Raw genomic sequence first — 17,361 nt, forward strand, 5'->3', positions numbered from 1 at the left:
TGGATACAGAAAGGGTTGGGGTTAGGCTCACTGACCGCTTTTTACTTTGCTCCAGACGCGGGTGCGGATGCGCTCGATCTTCTTCGGCAGCGGCTGCAGGGTGAACAGCCGGGCCATGGCCTCGGCCGGCGGGTAGACGGCCGGGTTATTGCGGGTGGCCTCGGCAACCAGCGGTGTCGCACTGCGGTTGCCATTGGGATAGGCCAGGTGATCGGTGGTCGGGGCTATGACCTCCGGGCGCATCAGGTAGTCGATGAAGGCCAGGCCCTGGGCGGGATGGGGCGCCTGCTTGAGCAGCACCAGGGTGTCGAACCAGACCGGGGCACCTTCCTGCGGCAGGCTGTATTCGATCTTCACGCCATTGCCGGCTTGCGCGGCATTGGTCTTGGCCTCCAGCATCGCGCCGGACCAGCCCACCGCCACGCAGATATCGCCGTTGGCCAGGTCGCTGATGAACTTGGACGAATTGAAGTAGCGGATATGCGGGCGCAGCTTGAGCAGCAGCGCCTCGACCTTCTGGTAGTCGTCGGGGTTGGTGCTGTTGGGCGGTAGGCCCAGGTAATGCAGGGCCACCGGCAGCATCTCGGACGGCGAGTCGAGAAAGGCCACGCCGCACTGGCTGAGCTTGGCCAGGTTTTCCTCCTTGAACAGCAGGTCCCAGGAGTCCACCGGGGCCTGCTCGCCGAGGGCGGCGCGGACCTTGTCGACGTTGTAGCCGATACCGTTGGTGCCCCACAGATAAGGCACGGCATAGCGGTTGCCCGGATCGTTGCTGGCCAGCTTGGCCAGCAGTTCAGGGTCCATGTGCTTGAGGTTCGGCAGCTTGGCGGGGTCCAGGGGCTCGAGGACGCCGGCCTTGATCAGCGTCGGCAGGCTGAAGTTGCTGGCCACCACCACGTCGTAACCGCTACCGCCGGTGAGCAGCTTGCTCTCCAGGATTTCGGCGCTGTCGAAGGTGTCGTAGATGGGCATGATGCCCGTGTCACGCTTGAAGTCTTTCAGGGTTGTGGGGCCGATATAGTCGTACCAGTTGTACACATGCACGCTGGGGCCATCGGCGGCGGCGGCCGCTATCCAGGCCGACAGACAGGCGCCAATTCCGGTGTTGAGATACGAACGGTGACGACGCATGATGCGGCACTCCTGGCCTGCTACAGGCCCGTGATGGTCGGGAGGCTTCAGGTTAGTGACGCGGATCGTCGGCGCCTATTCCCATCACGGGTTACGCGAAAGGGGTAGTGAGTGGAAGCCTTGTTGAAAGAGTTACCCATACACCAGGGCCTGGCGCGGGTGTTCGGCGCCCTGGGCCAGGACGGATTCTGGCGCTGCCTGGTGGATACCCTGCGTCTGCTGGTACCGCTGGACAACGCGCTGCTGGCGCTGATGCCGCGCGAACGGCCACCGCAAGTGTTGGAGGTCTTCGAATTCACTCGCCTGGGCGAGGCCGACCGGTTCGCCGATTACTGCGCCGGCATGTACCTGCTCGACCCCTTCTACCTGGCCGCCAGCAGCGGCATCGCCGATGACCTCTATCGCCTGGAGACGCTGGCGCCCGACCAGTTCCGCCAGAGCGAGTATTACCTGAGCTATTTCCGGCAGGTGGTGGGCCGCGATGAGTTGCAATTCATGCTCAACCTCGGCGACGGTGTGGTGCTGGGATTGTCGCTGGGCAGCCATACGGCCTTTCGCAACGAGCAGGTCGGCGCCCTGCTGTGCGTGCGCGACTGGGTGCTGGCGGCCATGCGCAAGCACCTCGCGCTGGCCCGTATCGAGGCGCCGCTAGCGGCCGCGGCACCAGCCGACTTCATCGCGGCCTTTGGCCAGCTCGCCGCGCGGCTCTCCGAACGCGAGAGCGAAACGGCGCGGCTGATCCTCCAGGGGTTTTCCAGCAAGGCCATCGCCCAACGGCTGGGCATTTCGCCGGAGACCGTGAAGGTGCACCGGCGCAACCTTTACCACAAGCTTGGGGTCGGCAGTCACGCCGAGCTGTTCGCGTTGTTTTTGCAGCAGGGCAGCGCGTCGGCCAGGGCGGTCAAGCTCAATCCAGCTTGAGCACCTTGGCCAGCACGATCTTCGGACCTTTCATCTTCTTGACGATGATGCGCAGGCCTTCGACTTCCAGCACATCTTCCTCTTCCGGCACCCGCTTGAGGGTTTCGTAGATCAGCCCGGCAAGGGTTTCTGCCTCGATATGGTCGAGGTCGATGCCGAGCAGGCGCTCGATCTTGAACAGCGGCGTGTCGCCGCGCACCAGCAACTTGCCCGGCTGGTAGGCCAGGATGCCGCGTTCGGCCTTGCGGTGTTCATCCTGGATGTCGCCGACGAGTGCTTCCAGCACGTCTTCCATGGTCAGGTAGCCGATCACTTTGCCGTCGGCCTCTTCGACCAGGGCGAAGTGCGCGCCACCCTGGCGGAATTGCTCGAGCAGGCTGGACAACGGCATGTGCCGGCTCACCCGCTCCAGCGGGTGCATCAGCTCGCCGAGCTTGAGTGCCGAGGGCAGCATTTCCAGCAGTGACAGGTGCAGCAGCAGATCCTTGATATGCAGGACGCCGACAAAGTCGCCGCTGGCCTCGTCGTACACCGGGTAGCGGCTGTATTTGTGCCGGCGGAACAGGCTGAAGACCTGATCCAGTGTCGCGTTCAGTTCCAGGTAGACCAGGTCTTCACGGGAGTTGGCCCAGTCGACCACTTCCAGCTCGCCCATCTCCACAGCGGAAGCGAGTACGCGCATGTCTTGATCGCTGGGGTCGCTGGCGCGGCTGGAGTGCAGGATCAGCTTGAGCTCATCGCGGCTGTAATGGTGCTCATGGTGTGGCCCTGGCTCGCCCTGGCCGGCGATGCGCAGCACGGCATTGGCGCTGGCGTTGAGAATCCAGATCGCCGGGTACATGGCCCAGTAGAACAGGTACAGCGGTGCGGCCGTCCACAGCGAGAGCAGCTCGGGCTGGCGGATCGCCCAGGACTTGGGGGCCAGCTCGCCGACCACGATGTGCAGGTAGGAAATGATGAAGAAGGCGCTGAAGAAGGCCAAGCCATGCACCAACTTCGGCGAGTCTACGCCGAGGCTTTCGAACAGCGGTTGCAGCAGGTGGGCGAAGGCCGGTTCGCCGACCCAGCCCAGGCCCAGCGAGGCCAGGGTGATGCCCAGCTGGCAGGCCGACAGGTAGGCATCCAACTGGTTGTGTACGGTACGCAGGATGTGCCCGCGCCAGCCGTTCTTCTTGGCGATGGCCTCGACTTTGGTGGCGCGCAGCTTGACGATGGCGAACTCGGCGGCAACGAAGAAGCCGTTGAGCAGCACCAGCAGCAGGGCGAAAAGGATGAGGCCAAAGTCGGCGAAATAGGTGGCGGCGGTGTAACTAGGGGAAGGGTCCATAAGGGTGTTTCGAAGTGTCCGTATTATCAGGTGAGGGCGCCGCGAAAGTGGGCGTCAGTCGAGCAGCCTAGCGGTTGGCGACCGACTTGCCCAGCCCTCTTGCGCTCGGCGGCATCAGCGTTTGACCACTTGCGGCGGGGTGAAGTGGCAGGTGAAGGTGCTGCCTTTGCCTTGCACGCTGCTGATATCCAGCTGGGCGCGATGGCGCAATAGCACGTGTTTGACGATGGCCAGTCCGAGCCCAGTACCGCCAGTATTCGAGGCGCGGCTGGAGTCGACCCGGTAGAAGCGCTCGGTCAGGCGCGGCAGGTGCTTGGCTTCGATGCCCGGGCCATTGTCCTGCACACTGAGGTGCGCGCCCTGCTCGTCGCCCCACCAGCGGATGCGGATTTCGCCCTCGGCCGGAGTGTATTTCACTGCATTGAAGATCAGGTTGGAGAAGGCGCTGCGCAGCTCCACCTCGCTGCCTTTGAGCTTGAGGCCGGCGTCGGCTTCCAGGCTGATGCGGTGATTGCTCTGGTTCGACAACGCCTGCGCATCGCTTTTGATCGACAGCAGCAGCAAGTCGACGGCCACCGGCTGGTTGTCCGAGGGGTAATCGGTGGCTTCCAGCTTCGCTAACAAAAGCAGGTCATTGAGCAGGCTCTGCATTCGCGCGCCTTGTTGCTGCATTTGCTGCAAGGCGCGGCGCCAGCGCGGATTGACGTCCTCGACGTTGTCCAGCAGGGTTTCCAGATAGCCGGCGATCACCGTCAGCGGTGTACGCAGCTCATGGGACACGTTGGCGATGAAGTCTTTGCGCATCTGCTCCAGCTGGTGCAGACGAGTGATATCGCGCACCAGCATCAGGTGTTCGCGGTTGCCGTACTGGGTGATGTGGAACTCCAGGCGCACCCGGTCGTTGATCGGCGATGGCAGTTCCAGCGGCTCGCTGTGGTTGTCCTGCTCGAAGTAGTCCTTGAAGCCCGGATGGCGCACCAGGTTGGTCACCGGCTGGCCGCTGTCTTGCGGGGTTTTCAGGCCGAGCAGGGTTTCCGCGGCGCGGTTCCACCACTCCAGATTGCCGTCGCTGTCGAGCATGATCACTGCATCGGTCAGCGCCGCGGTGGATTCCTGCACGCGGTCGATCACCGCTTGCAAGCGCCCGCGCACGCGTTGGTCGCGGCGTTGCAGGTGATAGATGCTGTCGAAGACCTCGCCCCACAGGCCGTAGCCATCCGGTGGCGGCTGATCCGCCTGATGGTGCTTGAGCCAGGTGTGCAGGCGCAGCAATTGGGCCAGGGTCCAGCCGAGGTAGGCGGCGAGGCCGACCACCAGGCTCCAGGCATATTCGCCGCTGATCAGACCGACCAGCAGGCAGCCGGCCAGCAGCAGTAACAGGCGGCGGATAACGGCGCCACGCCAGTCTTGATTCACGTTGCAGCCGTCCTGGCGCTAGCTTTTGGTGGAGAAACGATAACCGGTGCCGCGTACGGTTTGTACCAAATCCTCATACACCTCGCCCAGCGCCTTGCGCAGCCGGCGGATATGCACGTCGACCGTGCGCTCCTCGACATAGACGTTGCCGCCCCAGACCTGATCGAGCAATTGGCCGCGGGTGTAGGCCCGCTCCTGGTGGGTCATGAAGAATTGCAGCAGGCGATATTCGGTGGGGCCCATTTCGGCCGGCTTGCCATCGATGGTCACGCGGTGGCTGATCGGGTCGAGCAGCAGGCCGCCGACTTCGATCGGCGCTTCGCCATCGCTGGGGCCGGCACGGCGCAGCACGGCCTTGAGGCGGGCGACCAGTTCGCGCGGCGAGAATGGCTTGGTGATGTAGTCGTCGGCGCCGACTTCCAGGCCCTGGATCTTGTTGTCTTCTTCACCCTTGGCGGTGAGCATGATGATCGGGATGCCGCCGGTCAGCTCGTCACGCTTGAGGCGCCGCGCCAGCTCGATGCCCGAGGTGCCGGGCAGCATCCAGTCGAGCAGGATCAGGTCGGGTTTGCGGTCGACGATGATAGCGTGGGCCTGCTGGGTGTTTTCTGCTTCCAGGCATTCATAGCCGGCCATTTCCAGCGCCACCGCGATCATTTCGCGGATCGGTGCTTCGTCGTCAACGATCAGGATGTTCTTGCCAACCATGGGTCAAGCCTCGGGTCGTTCAACTGTCATGCGCCGCATTAGATAACGGAATTATTGCAGCCGTGTGACAGGTCGATGTTAGCGTCTTTGCCCGTGCCTGGCTCGGCTATGCTCAAGGATACGCCTGGCGTTCGCCCGGGCGCTTGGAGCCTGGCGTAGAAAACCCGGAGCGCACAGGGCTTTCATGGCTCTACCTGCTTGTTTGTCGAGGCTGTCCGGCCGTGGCCACAATTGGCTACCTGGTCGTCTCAGCCCACTCAGAGGAGATACATGATGAGAACCACCTTGATGGCGCTGTTCGCGGGCGCCGCACTGGCGTTGTCGGGCCTTGCCTACGCGGATCACACGGCGATGGAGAAGGACGGCATATTGGTCGACAGCCAAGGCATGACGCTTTACACCTATGACAAGGACGCCGCGAACAAGTCCAACTGCAACGACTCATGCGCGGCGCACTGGCCACCGCTGATGGCGGCCGCTGGTGCGAAGGACGATGACGACTGGAGCGTGATCAAGCGCGACGATGGCTCGATGCAGTGGGCCTATTACGGCAAGCCGCTGTACACCTATGTCGATGACAAGAAGGGCGGTGATATGACGGGTGATGGCAAGGGGGGCGTCTGGCACGTGGCCAAACCAGAGTAAGCATCGATCGCCCCATCTGCCGCGCCCTGGCACGGCAGATGGGGCGATTCTTAGCGCCAGGCGTAGTCGGCGACGATGCCGAGGAAAATCGCCAGCCCGGCCCAGTGATTGTGCAGAAAGGCCGCCAGGCAAGCCTGCGGCTCACGCGTGCGGGTGCTGTAGAACTGCCAGGCGAAGCACAGCGCCGCCGCCCCCAGCCCGAGGTGGTAATAAGCGCCCAGCTCGAAACGCGCCCCGGCCAGCAGCAGGCAGAGCAGCGCCAGCCCCTGCAGAGTGGCGATGATCAGGCGGTCGGCGTCGCCGAACAGAATGGCGGTGGATTTGACCCCGATTTTCACATCGTCGTCACGGTCGGCCATCGCGTAGTAGGTGTCATAGGCCACCGTCCACAGCAGGTTGCCCAGATACAGCAGCCAGGCGGCGGCCGGCAGCGCGCCGGTTTCGGCGGTAAAAGCCATCGGCATGCCCCAGGAAAACGCGGCGCCGAGCACCACTTGCGGGTAGAAGGTGTAGCGCTTCATGAAGGGGTAACAGGCGGCCAGCGCCAGGCCGCCGAAGGACAGCCAGACCGTTGTGGCATTGGTGCAGAGCACCAGCGCGAAGCTCAGCACCAGCAGCAGGGCGAACAGCACCAGGGCTTCGCGGGGTGTGATCCTGCCGCTGGCCAGCGGACGTTCGCGGGTGCGTGTGACGTGGCCGTCGAAGTTGCGGTCGGCGTAGTCGTTGATCACGCAGCCGGCGGCACGCATCAGGATCACACCCAACACGAAGATCAGCAGATTGCCCAGTGACGGCACACCCTTGGCCGCCACCCAGAGCGCCCAGAGGGTTGGCCACAGCAGCAGGTAGATGCCGATGGGTTTTTCCATGCGCATCAGCTGGATGAAGTCCCAGGCACGGGGATGCAGGCGATTGAGCGATTTCAGCAGGTTGACGTACATCGACGGCTCTCCGGGCAGACTGCGCGGATTATACGGTGTGGATCTGTGCCTGTTGCCACAGGCTCGGCAGAAAGACTTCCGCCACCAGCACCGCCAGCCCGCCCCGACTGAAGTTCGAGCGCCGCGCCCACAGACGTTCGGCGCGGACGGCGGCAGGCAGCCAGGCGGCGGGATAGCGGCTGACTTCGATGGCGCCACGGGTGAAGGCGCGGTCGCTGAACAGCAGTTCGCCGAGGGAGCGGCTGCCCAGTTCGCGCAATGACAGCCCGGAGCCCTCCAGGCAGCTGCGTGCCGCCACGCTGCGGGCGAAGACCCAGGGCTGGCCGTGGCCGCGCAGATAGACTTCGCGCACCCAGCCCTGGCTGCCGGTCGGTACTTGTAGGGCGGCGCATTCGTCGTTGCGCAGGGTCTGCCAGCCTTCCACCAGCGGGGTGACGCTGAAGGCGCCGGTGGAAAGGGCAATCAGCCGTCGGGTCAGCGAGCCCTGGTCGAACAGCCACTCGCGCAACCCGGCAGCGGGCACGGGGTGCAACTGGGTGGCGGTCAGCCAGCGGGGCGGGTGGGCGAGGGCGGCGTGCGGCACTGGAACAGGTATCTGCGGCAGTCGGGGCGGCGAGCTTAGCATGTTTGCCGCGCCCAACCGCGCCCCAGCCAAAGGTCGGAACTGCCCGATGGCACTTGCGTACTGGGCCGTGCCTCAGTACAAAGCGCGCAGAGCCGGACGGCATTTCCACCATCGACCGCCGCGCCAAGAACGCCTGAAGAGTTGAGGTAGTAACCGATGAAGAAGTGGCAGTGTGTGGTCTGTGGCCTGGTTTACGATGAAAGCATGGGTTGGCCGGATGAAGGCATAGTCGCCGGAACTCCCTGGCAGGATGTTCCGGAAGATTGGCTGTGTCCGGACTGCGGCGTCGGCAAGCTGGATTTCGAGATGATCGAAATCGCTTGATCGAGCCTCCGGCCCGCGGGCTGGAAATCCCCTCTGCAACGGCGGCCTCTGGCCGCCGTTGGCATTTCTGGCTACAACCAATGGGCTCAACGCGCTCGTCGCCACACCCTATCCTCGGTCTGGCCGCGGCTCCTGGGCATTGGCGTCAGCAGGCAATTGCGTTAGGGTCAAAACCGAGGTTCCGCATGGCGGAGGCGAGCGATGCGCAAGTGGCAATGTGTGGTGTGCGGCTTTATTTACGATGAAGCCGAAGGGCTGCCGGAAGAAGGCATAGCCCCGGGGACACGCTGGGAAGATATCCCGCCGGACTGGCAGTGCCCGGACTGTGGTGTCGGCAAGATCGATTTCGAAATGATCGAAATCAGCTGACCGGCGCGTACGCGGCCGGGCGCGGCGTTGCCTGACGCCTGGTTGGTGGCGAATTGCATTACCTCGGTATTCCCATCAGGCCGCACCTCGGGCGTACGCCGCCTCGACCCGCCTGTTGTCGATTTTATTTCTCCGCGCTGGCCACAGAGCCGTCGCGTCGTTGCAGTCTTAGGAGTGAGTAATGAGTGCACCTGTGGTGATCGTCGGCACCGGCTTGGCCGGTTACAACCTGGCCAAGGAATTTCGCAAGCTCGATGGTGAAACACCGCTGCTGCTGATTACCGCCGATGACGGACGCTTCTACTCCAAACCGATGCTGTCCACCGGCTTCGGCAAGAACAAGGACGCCGACGGCCTGAGCATGGCCGAGCCGGGCGCCATGGCCGAGCAGCTCAAGGCTGAGATCCGCACCCATACCCGTATTACCGGCATCGACCCCGGCCACAAACGCCTGTGGATTGGTGAAGAGGCCGTGGCCTATCGCGATCTGGTGCTGGCCTGGGGCGCGGAAACCATTCGTGTACCGGTGGAGGGCGATGCCCAGGACGCGATTTTCCCGATCAACGACCTGGAGGACTACGCGCGCTTTCGTGCGGCAGCCGCGGGCAAGCAGCGGGTGTTGCTGCTCGGTGCCGGTCTGATCGGTTGCGAGTTTGCCAACGACCTTAGCCTTGGCGGCTACGAGGTGGAACTGGTGGCGCCTTGCGAGCAGGTGATGCCGGGCTTGCTGCACCCGGCTGCGGCCGCCGCGGTACAGGCCGGCCTGGAGGGGCTCGGCGCGCGCTTTCACCTCGGCCCGGTGCTGGCCAGCCTGCAGCGCACGGCAAATGGCCTCGATGCCCATCTGTCCGATGGCACGCGGTTGCAGTGCGACGTGGTGGTCTCGGCCGTCGGCCTGCGCCCGCGCATCGACCTGGCGGCCGCGGCCGGGCTGGCGGTCAATCGCGGGGTAGTGGTGGATCGCCAACTGCAAAGCTCCCACGCGAATATCTTCGCGCTGGGCGATTGTGCCGAGGTCGAGGGCCTCAACCTGCTTTATGTCATGCCCTTGATGAACTGCGCCCGCGCCCTGGCGCAAACCCTGGCGGGCAAGCCCACCGCGGTCAGCTACGGGCCCATGCCGGTGCTGGTGAAAACCCCGGCCTGCCCGTTGGTGGTCTCCCCGCCACCGCGTGGTTCGAATGGCGAATGGACGGTCGAGGGCAGCGGTGCGGATATCAAAGCGCTGTGCCGCGATGCGACGGGTCGCTTGCTCGGTTATGCGTTGACCGGTACTGCCGTGCAGGAAAAGTTGGCCTTGAATAAGGAGCTTCCAGCGCTTTTGGCGTAAATGTCTTCTGTTCTGTCGGTTAAGCCGCAAAATTGCCGCTGAAATTTTTCTGGCGCGACTGGCGCAGGCCCCGACGGCGTGCCATCCTCCCTCGGGTCTGCCGCAGCGCAGAGCTGTTGCGGCGCCTTGGGCGCTGCTCTGGAAGGGCAGCACGGACACAACAACAACAAACCGTCAAAGGGGCAATTTATGCGTAAACCGGAACTTGCCGCGGCTATCGCGGAACATGCCGATCTCACTAAAGATCAGGCCAATCGTGTACTCAATGCTGTGCTCGAAGAAATCACTGGGGCGCTGAACCGTAAAGACAGCGTGACCCTGGTCGGTTTTGGTACTTTTGTGCAGCGCCACCGTGGCGCACGTACGGGCAAAAACCCACAAACCGGCGAGCCGGTGAAAATCAAAGCCAGCAACACGGTCGCCTTCAAGCCGGGTAAATCCCTGAAAGACGCTGTGAACTGAGTCTTGGACGCCCGGAGCGAACTGGCTCCGGGCGCGCTCGGCAACCCTCGCTGACCTAGCGAAAGGCTGGCTGTAGTCCTCGCGACAAACCGCTACAATGCGCCGCCGTTTCCATTCCCCGCGAGGCCGTGCGCATGAAATTCCGCTTTCTCCTCTGGATGCTGGGCCGCCTGATGGCCAAGGCCAGTCGCGACAACCCCGCCTTCCAGCAGCAACTTCAGGATCGCGATCTGGTGTTCCAACTGCATACCCTGGACGGCAAGATCGCTCGCCATTTCATCGTCAAGAATCTGCGCGTGGTCAGCCAGCGTGGCAGCGTGGCCCAGCCGGATTTCGCCCTCGGCTTCAAGGATGCCGCCTATGGTTTTGCGACCATGAGCGCCAAGAACAAGCAGTTGGCCTTCATGCAGGGTATCCAGAACAAAGAGATCCAGATCCAGGGCAACCCGGCGCTGGTGATTTGGTTCCAGGGACTGACCAAATACTTGATGCCGAAGAAGAAGTCCGCCGCGAAAAAAGCCGCCTGATTCACGCTTGGCCGCGTTGCTGCTGGTTCGCCCACAGCAACAGCGCCTAAGCTGGATAGAGTCATTCTGGAAATCCCCGTCATGCGCGTGCTGATTCTTCTCACCCTCGCCCTGGCCGCCACCCTGGTGCGCGCCGAACCTGCCAACCCTGCCGCTTTCGGTCATGTTTTCGATCTGGCCGGTATCCGCCTGCTCTGCGAGCAGAGCGCGCCGCTGATCCAGCGCGGTTTGCCAAAGGCGCAGCAAAGCCAGGTGGAAAAGGCGTTTGCGGCCGATCTGCTGTGCTCCGAGTTGGCCACGCGGATTGCGCCGAAGCTGGATGCCAGCCAACTGAGGCAAGCCGAAGCGCTGCTCGACAGTCCGGTGGCCCAGCGCTTTACCGCTGCCGAGCGCGCGGTCGGGGAAGGCGACGGTGCAGCAGGGCTGGCGAGCTACCGCGCACAACTGGCCACGCAACCGCCAAGGCCTACGCGGGTCGCCCTGGTCCGGCGCCTCGACGGCGCGGCGCATACCACCGAGTTGGCCGCCTTGCTGCGTTACGAGGTGGGCAAAAGTCAGGCGCTGCTGGCGCTCAAGGCCCGTGGGCAGAGCCTGAGTGAGCAGGAGCTGAGCAGTCAGACCGCCGCCCAGGTCGAGCCACTGCGGGTTTCCAGCGCGCAGGCGGTAGAGTCATTCATGCTCTACGCCTACCGGCAGATGCCCAGCGAACAACTGGCCGATTACGCGGTGCTCTACGAGCAGGCGCCGGTCAGCCTCTTGCTCCAGGCCAGCCTGCAGGCCTTGCCGGAAGTCTTTGCGGCGCGGCGAGCGGCGTTGAAATAGCCAGATGCATGAACGAGCGAGGGGCCCGATAGGCCCCTCGCTCGTTACGCGGCTGCGCAATCAGGGCAGCGGGTGGAATTGCAGGGCCAGTTCGCGCAACGCGACTTCGGCGGCCAGCACCTTGTTTACCGCCTCCTCGGCTTTTTCGCGCGTCAGCCCCAGGCGCTCGAACAGTGCTTGCGGGATCACGTTCTGCGGGCCGGAGCCGATACCACGGTTGCGCAGCAGGTTGACGGCCAGGCAGACCAGGTTCGGGTAAGCGGCATGCGCGCCCTGGTACTCCGGATCGTGCTGGAAGCGCAGTGCGCTGGCCAGTTCATCCGGCATGTCCCAGAAGCGCATCAGCCAGGCACCGATCTGTTCCCGGCTGATGCCCAGCAGGTGCTGCTCGATATAGCTGTGGCCGAGGTGTGGGTTGACCTCCAGGTGCCGGCAGATCAGCGAGAAGTGCGGTGGGAAGACATGCGCCAGCACCAGGTAACCGAAGTTGTGCAGCAGGCCGGCAAGGTAGGTCAGGCCGGCTTCCGGGCGTTGCGCGCGCGGCATGGCGCGGGTCAGGCCTTCGATCACCGCCGCAGTGTAGATCGCCTGTTGCCAGTAGGGCGTGGCGTGTTGCGGCTGGTCTTTCGGCAGGCTCAGGGTTTTGCCCAGCGCCAGGCCGAGGGCGAGGTTGATCACCAGGTCGAAGCCGAGTACGCGGACGATGGCGTCTTCCACCGAGCGAATCTTGCCTGGCGCCGCGTAATAGGGTGACGCGGCCCAACTGACGACTTGCGCGGCCAGCGCCGGGTCGGTTTCCACCACGCCGGTGATGTCATCGACGGTGGCGTCCGGGTCGACGCGCAGTTTGATGATCTTTTGCGCGGTTTCCGGCAGCGGCGGGATCTCGATGGTTTCCTCGAGGCGCTGCTGAATCCGCCGTGCGGTGAAGGCCTGTACTGCCTGGGTGATTTCCGCGCGGTCGTCGTCCGGGCGGTCGAGGTTGGGTCGAATGCCGCTCAGCGACTCGCCGAAGCGTGCCGCGCTGGCCTTGCTCAGCAGGCTTTTGAAGGCTTCGCGGGGAATTTCCAGCAGCACGCCGGGCTGACCGGATTCGATCAGCAGCTTGGGTTCTTGCAGCAGCTGTTCGTCATACAGGCAGGGTGAGCTGGTCAGTGGCGGTAACGCTGGCAATACGCCGAGATTGTGCTTGGCCAGCATGCGTTCCTGCCGCTCGGGTTTGACCGCGGCGAGTTTGCGCCCGGTCAGTTCCGCCAGTCGGTTGAGGTCAAGCAGTTGGCTTTGCGGGTAGAGCACCAGCAGCGCGCCGACGGCATCGTCGAGCAACACCGCCTGCACCCGTTGCGCCGGCACCAGCCCGGGCTGTTCGTTGCATGCCCGATAAGGAATGCCGAGTTTTTCCAGCAGCTGAAGAATCACCGCCGGCGGTTGCGGCGAGGTGTCGGTGGCGAAGGCTACTTCAGTCATAAGCTGGATCCGGTGGCAGGGCTTTCTACCCGAGTATAACCAGTGGCTGAGCTGACCGACCGGTCAACCGACCGGCGTCTGTGCGACACGTCACACTTGGCCGTATTGCTGGCCGTGTCGCAACCAGCGTTCCAGCAGCGGGCTGACATGCTGCGGCCAGCGCGCCAGTAGGGCTTGCGCGGCATCGCGAACCGCTGGTAGCAGATCCGCATCGCGCATCAGGTCGGCGACCTTGAACTGCAGCAAACCGGTCTGCCGGGTGCCGAGCATCTCGCCGGGGCCGCGCAGTTCCAGGTCTTTCTCGGCGATCAGAAAGCCATCGCAGGTCTCGCGCATGATGCCCAGGCGTTCGCGGCCCAGCTGCGACAGCGGTGGATGGTAGAGCAGCACGCAGTGGCTGGCAGCGCTGCCACGGCCAACCCGCCCGCGCAGCTGGTGCAGCTGGGCCAGACCGAGGCGCTCGGGATTCTCGATGATCATCAGGCTGGCATTCGGCACGTCGACGCCGACCTCGATCACCGTGGTCGCCACCAGCAGTTGCAGTTGGCCCTGTTTGAACCGGGCCATCACGGCGGCTTTTTCCGCTGGCTTCATGCGCCCGTGGATCAGCCCGACATGCAGGCCGCCGAGGGCCGCGCCGAGGTCCTCGAAGGTGGTTTCGGCGGCCTGGCAGGTCAGCTCCTCGGATTCCTCGATCAGGGTGCAGACCCAATAAGCCTGGCGCCCCTCGTGGCAGGCCGAACGCACGCGTTCGATCACCTCGAAGCGTCGGCTGTCGGCCACCAGCACGGTGTTGACCGGGGTGCGCCCGGGTGGCAGTTCGTCGAGGATCGAGGTATCCAGATCGGCGTAGGCGCTCATCGCCAGGGTGCGCGGAATTGGCGTGGCGGTCATGATCAACTGGTGTGGGCACAGGCGCCCGTCGACGCCTTTCTTGCGCAGGGCCAGGCGCTGCTGCACGCCGAAGCGGTGCTGTTCGTCGATCACCACCAGGGCCAGGCGCTTGAATTGCACCTCATCCTGAAACAGGGCGTGGGTGCCGACCACCATCGGCGTGCCCGTGGCGATCTGCGCCAGCGCGCTGGCGCGGGCCTTGCCCTTGAGCTTGCCGGCCAGCCAGGCGACGTCGAGGCCGAGCGGCGCCAGCCAGCGCTGGAAGTTGATGAAGTGCTGCTCGGCGAGAATCTCGGTCGGCGCCATCAGCGCGACCTGATAGCCGGCCTCCAGCGCTTGCAGCGCGGCGAGGGCGGCGACCACCGTCTTGCCGGCGCCGACGTCGCCCTGCACCAGGCGCAACATGGGTTCGGGTTGGCTGAGGTCGTAGGCGATTTCGGCACCGACCCGTTGCTGCGCGCCGGTCGGTTGAAAACCCAGGTTGGCCAGGAACTGCGCCGGTAGCCGGCGGGGCTTGGGCAGTTGCGGGGCTTCCTGGGCGCGCAGGCTTTCGCGCAGGCGTTGTAGGGAAAGCTGGTGGGTCAGCAGCTCTTCGAATGCCAGGCGGTGTTGGGCCCAGTGCCGGCCCTCGGCCAATTCTTCGAGGTTGGCGTCGGCCGGTGGCCGGTGCAGGTAGCGCAGCGCTTCGTCCAGCGGGCCGAGCTGATAGTCGCGCGCCAGTTCGGCGGGTAGCCAGTCCGGCAGGCTGTGGGGGCCGAGCCGCGCCAGCGCCTGTTCGCTGAGCTGGCGCAGGCGTTGTTGGGTCAGGCCCTCGGTGGTCGGGTAGATCGGGGTCAGCGTCTGCTCCACCGGGATCGGTTCGGCGCCGTTCAGCGCGCGGTATTCCGGGTGATAGATCTCCAGTCCCGAGGCGCCCGGCCGCGCCTCGCCGTAGCAGCGCAACGGGGTGCCGCGCTTGAGGCCGTCTTTCTGCGCCTGGCTGAAGTGGTAGAAGCGCAGGCTCAGGGTGCCCGTGCCGTCCTGCAGGCGTACCAGCAGGCTGCGGCGCTTGCCCATCAGCACATCGGCGCCGGCCACCACGCCTTCGATCACCGCATCCTGCCCAGGGCGCAAGGCGCCGATAGGGATGATACGGGTGCGATCCTGATAGCGCAGCGGCAGGTGGAACAGCAGGTCCTGCAGGTTTTCCAGGCCGACGCGGGCGAGCTTCTCTTGCAGCGCGGCACCCACGCCTTTCAGGGCAGTGACGGAAACCGCCGCCAGTTCTGTCATGGTTGTTGTGCCTTAAGCGCTTTTGACCAGCGGCTGAGCCACTGAGCACAGGCGGATCGAGTCGGCCAGCACCTCGATCGCCCGCGGTCGCGGGAAACTGGCGCGCCAGGCGATGGCCACGGTGCGAAACGGTACCGGCGGAGTCAGCGGGCGCACTTCGAATACGCCGGGGGCGTAGTGATGGCTGTCGACCGCGGAGAACGGCAGGATCGAGATGCCCATGCCGGAGGCGACCATGTGCCGGATGGTTTCCAGCGAGCTGGACTCGACCGTGGTGTGTTTGGCGTGGTCTTCGCCGCCCTTGCGCAGGGTCGGGCAGGCTTCCAGCACTTGGTCGCGGAAGCAATGGCCCTCGCCCAGCAGCAGCAGACTTTTATCGTTGAGCAGCTCGGCGTCGATGGTTTTCTTCGTCGTCCAGGAGTGGCCATTGGGCAGCAGGACATAGAACGGTTCGTCATACAGCACTTTGGTCAGCACATCGGCTTCCTGGAACGGCAGGGCGATGATGATCGCGTCCAGCTCGCCGTTACGCAGTTTGTCGCGCAGGACGTGGGTGAAGTTTTCTTCGATGTACAGCGGCATCTGTGGCGCTACGCGGTGCAGCTGTGGGATCAGATGGGGAAACAGGTAAGGGCCGACGGTGTAGATGGCGCCGACCTTGAGCGGCGCGGCCAGCTGGTTCTTGCCCGCCTGCGCCAGTTCGCGGATGCCCTGCGCTTGCTCCAGCACCTTCTGCGCCTGGGTGACGATGCCTTCACCGACCGGGGTCAGGCGCACCGCGCTCTTGCTGCGCTCGAAGATCAGCACGCCGAGCTCGTCTTCGAGCTTCTTCACGCCAACCGAGAGGGTCGGTTGGCTGACATGGCAACGCTCGGCCGCACGACCGAAATGCTGCTCTTGTGCCAGGGTGACGATGTAGCGCAGTTCGGTGAGGGTCATAGTGTTTTTCCATTGAAGTGCGGCCAAGCATAGCGGCTGCACTCAATGGAACCAACCCGGCCCGCGCGCTATATCACGGGTGCGGCCGGTCAGCGGCGATCCAGGGAATAGACGAAGGGCGCCACGACCTCGACGCTGTTGCCGTTGAGCAACTCATCCGGTGGTTTCGGCAGTGGTTGGGCGCGGCGGATCATCGCCAGCGTGGCGCGATCCAGCGAGGCGCTGCCGGAGGTGCCCGCCAGCGAGACACTGAGTACCTTGCCGTCGCGATCGACGTCGAAACGGACCCGACTGGTGCCTTCGAAGCCGCGCCGACGGGCGTCATCGGGGTAACGTTTGTAGCGGGCCAGATGGCTGAGCAGTTTGCTCTGCCAGGTCACCTTGGCCTGCGAAGGCGCACGGGTGGTGCTCGGCTGCGGTGCTGCTGGCGCGGAGGGGGCGGCGGCTGGCGCCGGGCGCTCCTCGGGTGTCGGCCGTTCAGCCGGCTTTTCTTGCGGCTTGGGCGGCTCGACCGGTTTTTTCGGCGGCTTGGGCTTGGGTTTCGGCTTGGGTTTTTCGATGACGAGCTTGGGCTTTGGTGCTTCGACCACTTCGGGCTGCGGCTCTGGCTCGGGCTGTACGATTTGCGCTGGCGCGGGTGGCGGTGGCGCGACTTCTGGCAGCGGCGGCAGCTCGATCAGCATCGCCGGTGGCGGCAACTCGACCGGCATGGCTTCGACGTGCCAGTGCAGTGCCCAGAGTCCCAGGCCAATGTGCAAGCCCAGCACCACTAGCAGGCTGAAGCTCCAACTCGACAGTTTGTGGCGCGTCTGGGTCATTTCGGCCCGACCGCCTCGAGCCCGACCAGGCCGACTTTCAGGTAACCGGCCGCGCGCAAGGCGTTCATCACGTCCATCAGGTCGGTGTAATCCACGCCCTTGTCAGCGCGGAAGAAGATGGTGGTGTCTTTCTTCGCCGCGGTCTGTTGGTCCAGCGCCTGTGCGAGCTGTTCGCGGTTGACCGGCTTGTCGCCGAGGAACAGGCTCTGGTCTTCCTTGACCGTCAGGTACACCGGCTTGTCCGGTCGTGGTTGCGGCTCGGCGCTGGAGGCCGGCAGGTCGACCTTGATGTCGACGGTGGCCAGGGGGGCGGCGACCATGAAGATAATCAGCAGCACCAGCATGACGTCGATAAAGGGCGTTACGTTGATCTCGTGGGATTCAACCAGATCATCGCCGCCATCGTTCAGATGAAGTCCCATA

The 17,361-nt window shown here is 64.4% G+C and carries 19 protein-coding genes; 8 read left to right on the top strand and 11 right to left on the bottom strand.

Features of this window, described 5'->3' with window-relative positions:
* Window positions 1-27: 27 nt before the first annotated feature.
* Complete coding sequence (locus AC3IYG_RS00810; RefSeq protein ID WP_489311835.1) at window positions 28-1,131, bottom strand: polyamine ABC transporter substrate-binding protein; 1,104 nt, start codon at window positions 1,129-1,131, stop codon at window positions 28-30.
* Between the two features lie 111 nt (window positions 1,132-1,242).
* Between AC3IYG_RS00810 and AC3IYG_RS00815 the strand changes: the two genes are divergently transcribed.
* The gene (locus tag AC3IYG_RS00815) at window positions 1,243-2,052 is read left to right on the top strand and encodes a helix-turn-helix transcriptional regulator (protein WP_489311836.1); all 810 of its coding nucleotides are present in this window, start codon (window positions 1,243-1,245) and stop codon (window positions 2,050-2,052) included.
* On the opposite strand, the gene AC3IYG_RS00820 is transcribed toward AC3IYG_RS00815, so the two are convergent.
* The 3 genes from AC3IYG_RS00820 to phoB form a co-directional block, all read right to left on the bottom strand.
* A complete protein-coding gene (locus tag AC3IYG_RS00820) occupies window positions 2,039-3,379 on the bottom strand; it encodes a hemolysin family protein (protein ID WP_489311837.1) in 1,341 nt (446 codons plus the stop codon). The two genes, AC3IYG_RS00815 and AC3IYG_RS00820, sit on opposite strands and share 14 nt — an antisense overlap.
* A gap of 114 nt (window positions 3,380-3,493) precedes the next feature.
* Window positions 3,494-4,795: a phosphate regulon sensor histidine kinase PhoR gene (gene phoR / locus AC3IYG_RS00825; RefSeq protein WP_489311838.1), complete on the bottom strand. Its 1,302-nt coding sequence runs from the start codon at window positions 4,793-4,795 to the stop codon at window positions 3,494-3,496.
* Between the two features lie 18 nt (window positions 4,796-4,813).
* Window positions 4,814-5,503: a phosphate regulon transcriptional regulator PhoB gene (gene phoB / locus AC3IYG_RS00830; protein ID WP_489311839.1), complete on the bottom strand. Its 690-nt coding sequence runs from the start codon at window positions 5,501-5,503 to the stop codon at window positions 4,814-4,816.
* Window positions 5,504-5,773: 270 nt separating this feature from the next.
* Between phoB and AC3IYG_RS00835 the strand changes: the two genes are divergently transcribed.
* Window positions 5,774-6,148: a COG4315 family predicted lipoprotein gene (locus tag AC3IYG_RS00835; RefSeq protein ID WP_489311840.1), complete on the top strand. Its 375-nt coding sequence runs from the start codon at window positions 5,774-5,776 to the stop codon at window positions 6,146-6,148.
* A 50-nt stretch (window positions 6,149-6,198) separates the two neighbouring features.
* Here the strand turns inward: AC3IYG_RS00835 and ubiA are convergent, their stop codons facing one another.
* Entirely contained in the window at window positions 6,199-7,089 is an 891-nt protein-coding gene (gene ubiA, locus AC3IYG_RS00840) for a 4-hydroxybenzoate octaprenyltransferase (protein WP_489311841.1), read from the bottom strand.
* Window positions 7,090-7,117: 28 nt separating this feature from the next.
* Entirely contained in the window at window positions 7,118-7,672 is a 555-nt protein-coding gene (locus AC3IYG_RS00845) for a chorismate--pyruvate lyase family protein (RefSeq protein ID WP_489313992.1), read from the bottom strand.
* 198 nt (window positions 7,673-7,870) lie between these two features.
* On the opposite strand from AC3IYG_RS00845, the gene AC3IYG_RS00850 reads away from it, so the two are divergent.
* The 6 genes from AC3IYG_RS00850 to AC3IYG_RS00875 all read left to right on the top strand — a co-directional run bounded on the left by AC3IYG_RS00850 (window position 7,871) and on the right by AC3IYG_RS00875 (window position 11,548).
* Window positions 7,871-8,038 carry a rubredoxin gene (locus AC3IYG_RS00850; RefSeq protein ID WP_489311842.1) on the top strand — a complete coding sequence of 56 codons (168 nt, stop codon included), beginning with the start codon at window positions 7,871-7,873 and terminating at the stop codon, window positions 8,036-8,038.
* Between the two features lie 201 nt (window positions 8,039-8,239).
* Window positions 8,240-8,407: a rubredoxin gene (locus tag AC3IYG_RS00855; protein ID WP_137819071.1), complete on the top strand. Its 168-nt coding sequence runs from the start codon at window positions 8,240-8,242 to the stop codon at window positions 8,405-8,407.
* 181 nt (window positions 8,408-8,588) lie between these two features.
* Window positions 8,589-9,737: an NAD(P)/FAD-dependent oxidoreductase gene (locus tag AC3IYG_RS00860; RefSeq protein ID WP_489311843.1), complete on the top strand. Its 1,149-nt coding sequence runs from the start codon at window positions 8,589-8,591 to the stop codon at window positions 9,735-9,737.
* A gap of 189 nt (window positions 9,738-9,926) precedes the next feature.
* Window positions 9,927-10,199 (top strand): HU family DNA-binding protein, encoded by a 273-nt coding sequence (locus AC3IYG_RS00865; RefSeq protein ID WP_137819069.1) that lies wholly within the window; start codon window positions 9,927-9,929, stop codon window positions 10,197-10,199.
* A 134-nt stretch (window positions 10,200-10,333) separates the two neighbouring features.
* The gene (locus AC3IYG_RS00870) at window positions 10,334-10,726 is read left to right on the top strand and encodes a helicase (protein WP_489311844.1); all 393 of its coding nucleotides are present in this window, start codon (window positions 10,334-10,336) and stop codon (window positions 10,724-10,726) included.
* An 81-nt stretch (window positions 10,727-10,807) separates the two neighbouring features.
* Window positions 10,808-11,548 (top strand): hypothetical protein, encoded by a 741-nt coding sequence (locus AC3IYG_RS00875; RefSeq protein WP_489311845.1) that lies wholly within the window; start codon window positions 10,808-10,810, stop codon window positions 11,546-11,548.
* Between the two features lie 60 nt (window positions 11,549-11,608).
* Here AC3IYG_RS00875 and AC3IYG_RS00880 read toward each other — a convergent pair whose 3' ends face one another.
* From AC3IYG_RS00880 to exbD, 5 genes are all read right to left on the bottom strand, one after another.
* The gene (locus AC3IYG_RS00880) at window positions 11,609-13,015 is read right to left on the bottom strand and encodes an aminoacyl-tRNA deacylase and HDOD domain-containing protein (protein ID WP_489311846.1); all 1,407 of its coding nucleotides are present in this window, start codon (window positions 13,013-13,015) and stop codon (window positions 11,609-11,611) included.
* Between the two features lie 90 nt (window positions 13,016-13,105).
* Entirely contained in the window at window positions 13,106-15,181 is a 2,076-nt protein-coding gene (gene recG, locus AC3IYG_RS00885; RefSeq protein WP_489311847.1) for an ATP-dependent DNA helicase RecG, read from the bottom strand.
* Between the two features lie 12 nt (window positions 15,182-15,193).
* Entirely contained in the window at window positions 15,194-16,120 is a 927-nt protein-coding gene (locus AC3IYG_RS00890) for a hydrogen peroxide-inducible genes activator (RefSeq protein ID WP_489311848.1), read from the bottom strand.
* 89 nt (window positions 16,121-16,209) lie between these two features.
* Window positions 16,210-16,938 (bottom strand): energy transducer TonB, encoded by a 729-nt coding sequence (locus AC3IYG_RS00895; protein WP_489311849.1) that lies wholly within the window; start codon window positions 16,936-16,938, stop codon window positions 16,210-16,212.
* The gene (gene exbD, locus AC3IYG_RS00900; RefSeq protein WP_489311850.1) at window positions 16,935-17,360 is read right to left on the bottom strand and encodes a TonB system transport protein ExbD; all 426 of its coding nucleotides are present in this window, start codon (window positions 17,358-17,360) and stop codon (window positions 16,935-16,937) included. The genes AC3IYG_RS00895 and exbD overlap by 4 nt, the downstream gene beginning before the upstream one ends.
* Window position 17,361: the final 1 nt, after the last annotated feature.

The organism is Pseudomonas sp. KH_027, from assembly GCF_057838565.1.

What these genes read in the sequence shown, in the direction of transcription:
- AC3IYG_RS00865 (WP_137819069.1), top strand. Translation starts at nt 9,927, where the DNA reads ATGCGTAAACCGGAACTTGCCGCGGCTATCGCGGAACATGCCGATCTC.
- AC3IYG_RS00895 (WP_489311849.1), bottom strand. Translation starts at nt 16,938, where the DNA reads ATGACCCAGACGCGCCACAAACTGTCGAGTTGGAGCTTCAGCCTGCTA.
- AC3IYG_RS00810 (WP_489311835.1), bottom strand. Translation starts at nt 1,131, where the DNA reads ATGCGTCGTCACCGTTCGTATCTCAACACCGGAATTGGCGCCTGTCTG.
- AC3IYG_RS00855 (WP_137819071.1), top strand. Translation starts at nt 8,240, where the DNA reads ATGCGCAAGTGGCAATGTGTGGTGTGCGGCTTTATTTACGATGAAGCC.
- recG (WP_489311847.1), bottom strand. Translation starts at nt 15,181, where the DNA reads ATGACAGAACTGGCGGCGGTTTCCGTCACTGCCCTGAAAGGCGTGGGT.
- exbD (WP_489311850.1), bottom strand. Translation starts at nt 17,360, where the DNA reads ATGGGACTTCATCTGAACGATGGCGGCGATGATCTGGTTGAATCCCAC.
- AC3IYG_RS00850 (WP_489311842.1), top strand. Translation starts at nt 7,871, where the DNA reads ATGAAGAAGTGGCAGTGTGTGGTCTGTGGCCTGGTTTACGATGAAAGC.
- phoB (WP_489311839.1), bottom strand. Translation starts at nt 5,503, where the DNA reads ATGGTTGGCAAGAACATCCTGATCGTTGACGACGAAGCACCGATCCGC.
- ubiA (WP_489311841.1), bottom strand. Translation starts at nt 7,089, where the DNA reads ATGTACGTCAACCTGCTGAAATCGCTCAATCGCCTGCATCCCCGTGCC.
- AC3IYG_RS00835 (WP_489311840.1), top strand. Translation starts at nt 5,774, where the DNA reads ATGATGAGAACCACCTTGATGGCGCTGTTCGCGGGCGCCGCACTGGCG.
- AC3IYG_RS00875 (WP_489311845.1), top strand. Translation starts at nt 10,808, where the DNA reads ATGCGCGTGCTGATTCTTCTCACCCTCGCCCTGGCCGCCACCCTGGTG.
- AC3IYG_RS00890 (WP_489311848.1), bottom strand. Translation starts at nt 16,120, where the DNA reads ATGACCCTCACCGAACTGCGCTACATCGTCACCCTGGCACAAGAGCAG.
- AC3IYG_RS00870 (WP_489311844.1), top strand. Translation starts at nt 10,334, where the DNA reads ATGAAATTCCGCTTTCTCCTCTGGATGCTGGGCCGCCTGATGGCCAAG.
- AC3IYG_RS00820 (WP_489311837.1), bottom strand. Translation starts at nt 3,379, where the DNA reads ATGGACCCTTCCCCTAGTTACACCGCCGCCACCTATTTCGCCGACTTT.
- AC3IYG_RS00880 (WP_489311846.1), bottom strand. Translation starts at nt 13,015, where the DNA reads ATGACTGAAGTAGCCTTCGCCACCGACACCTCGCCGCAACCGCCGGCG.
- AC3IYG_RS00860 (WP_489311843.1), top strand. Translation starts at nt 8,589, where the DNA reads ATGAGTGCACCTGTGGTGATCGTCGGCACCGGCTTGGCCGGTTACAAC.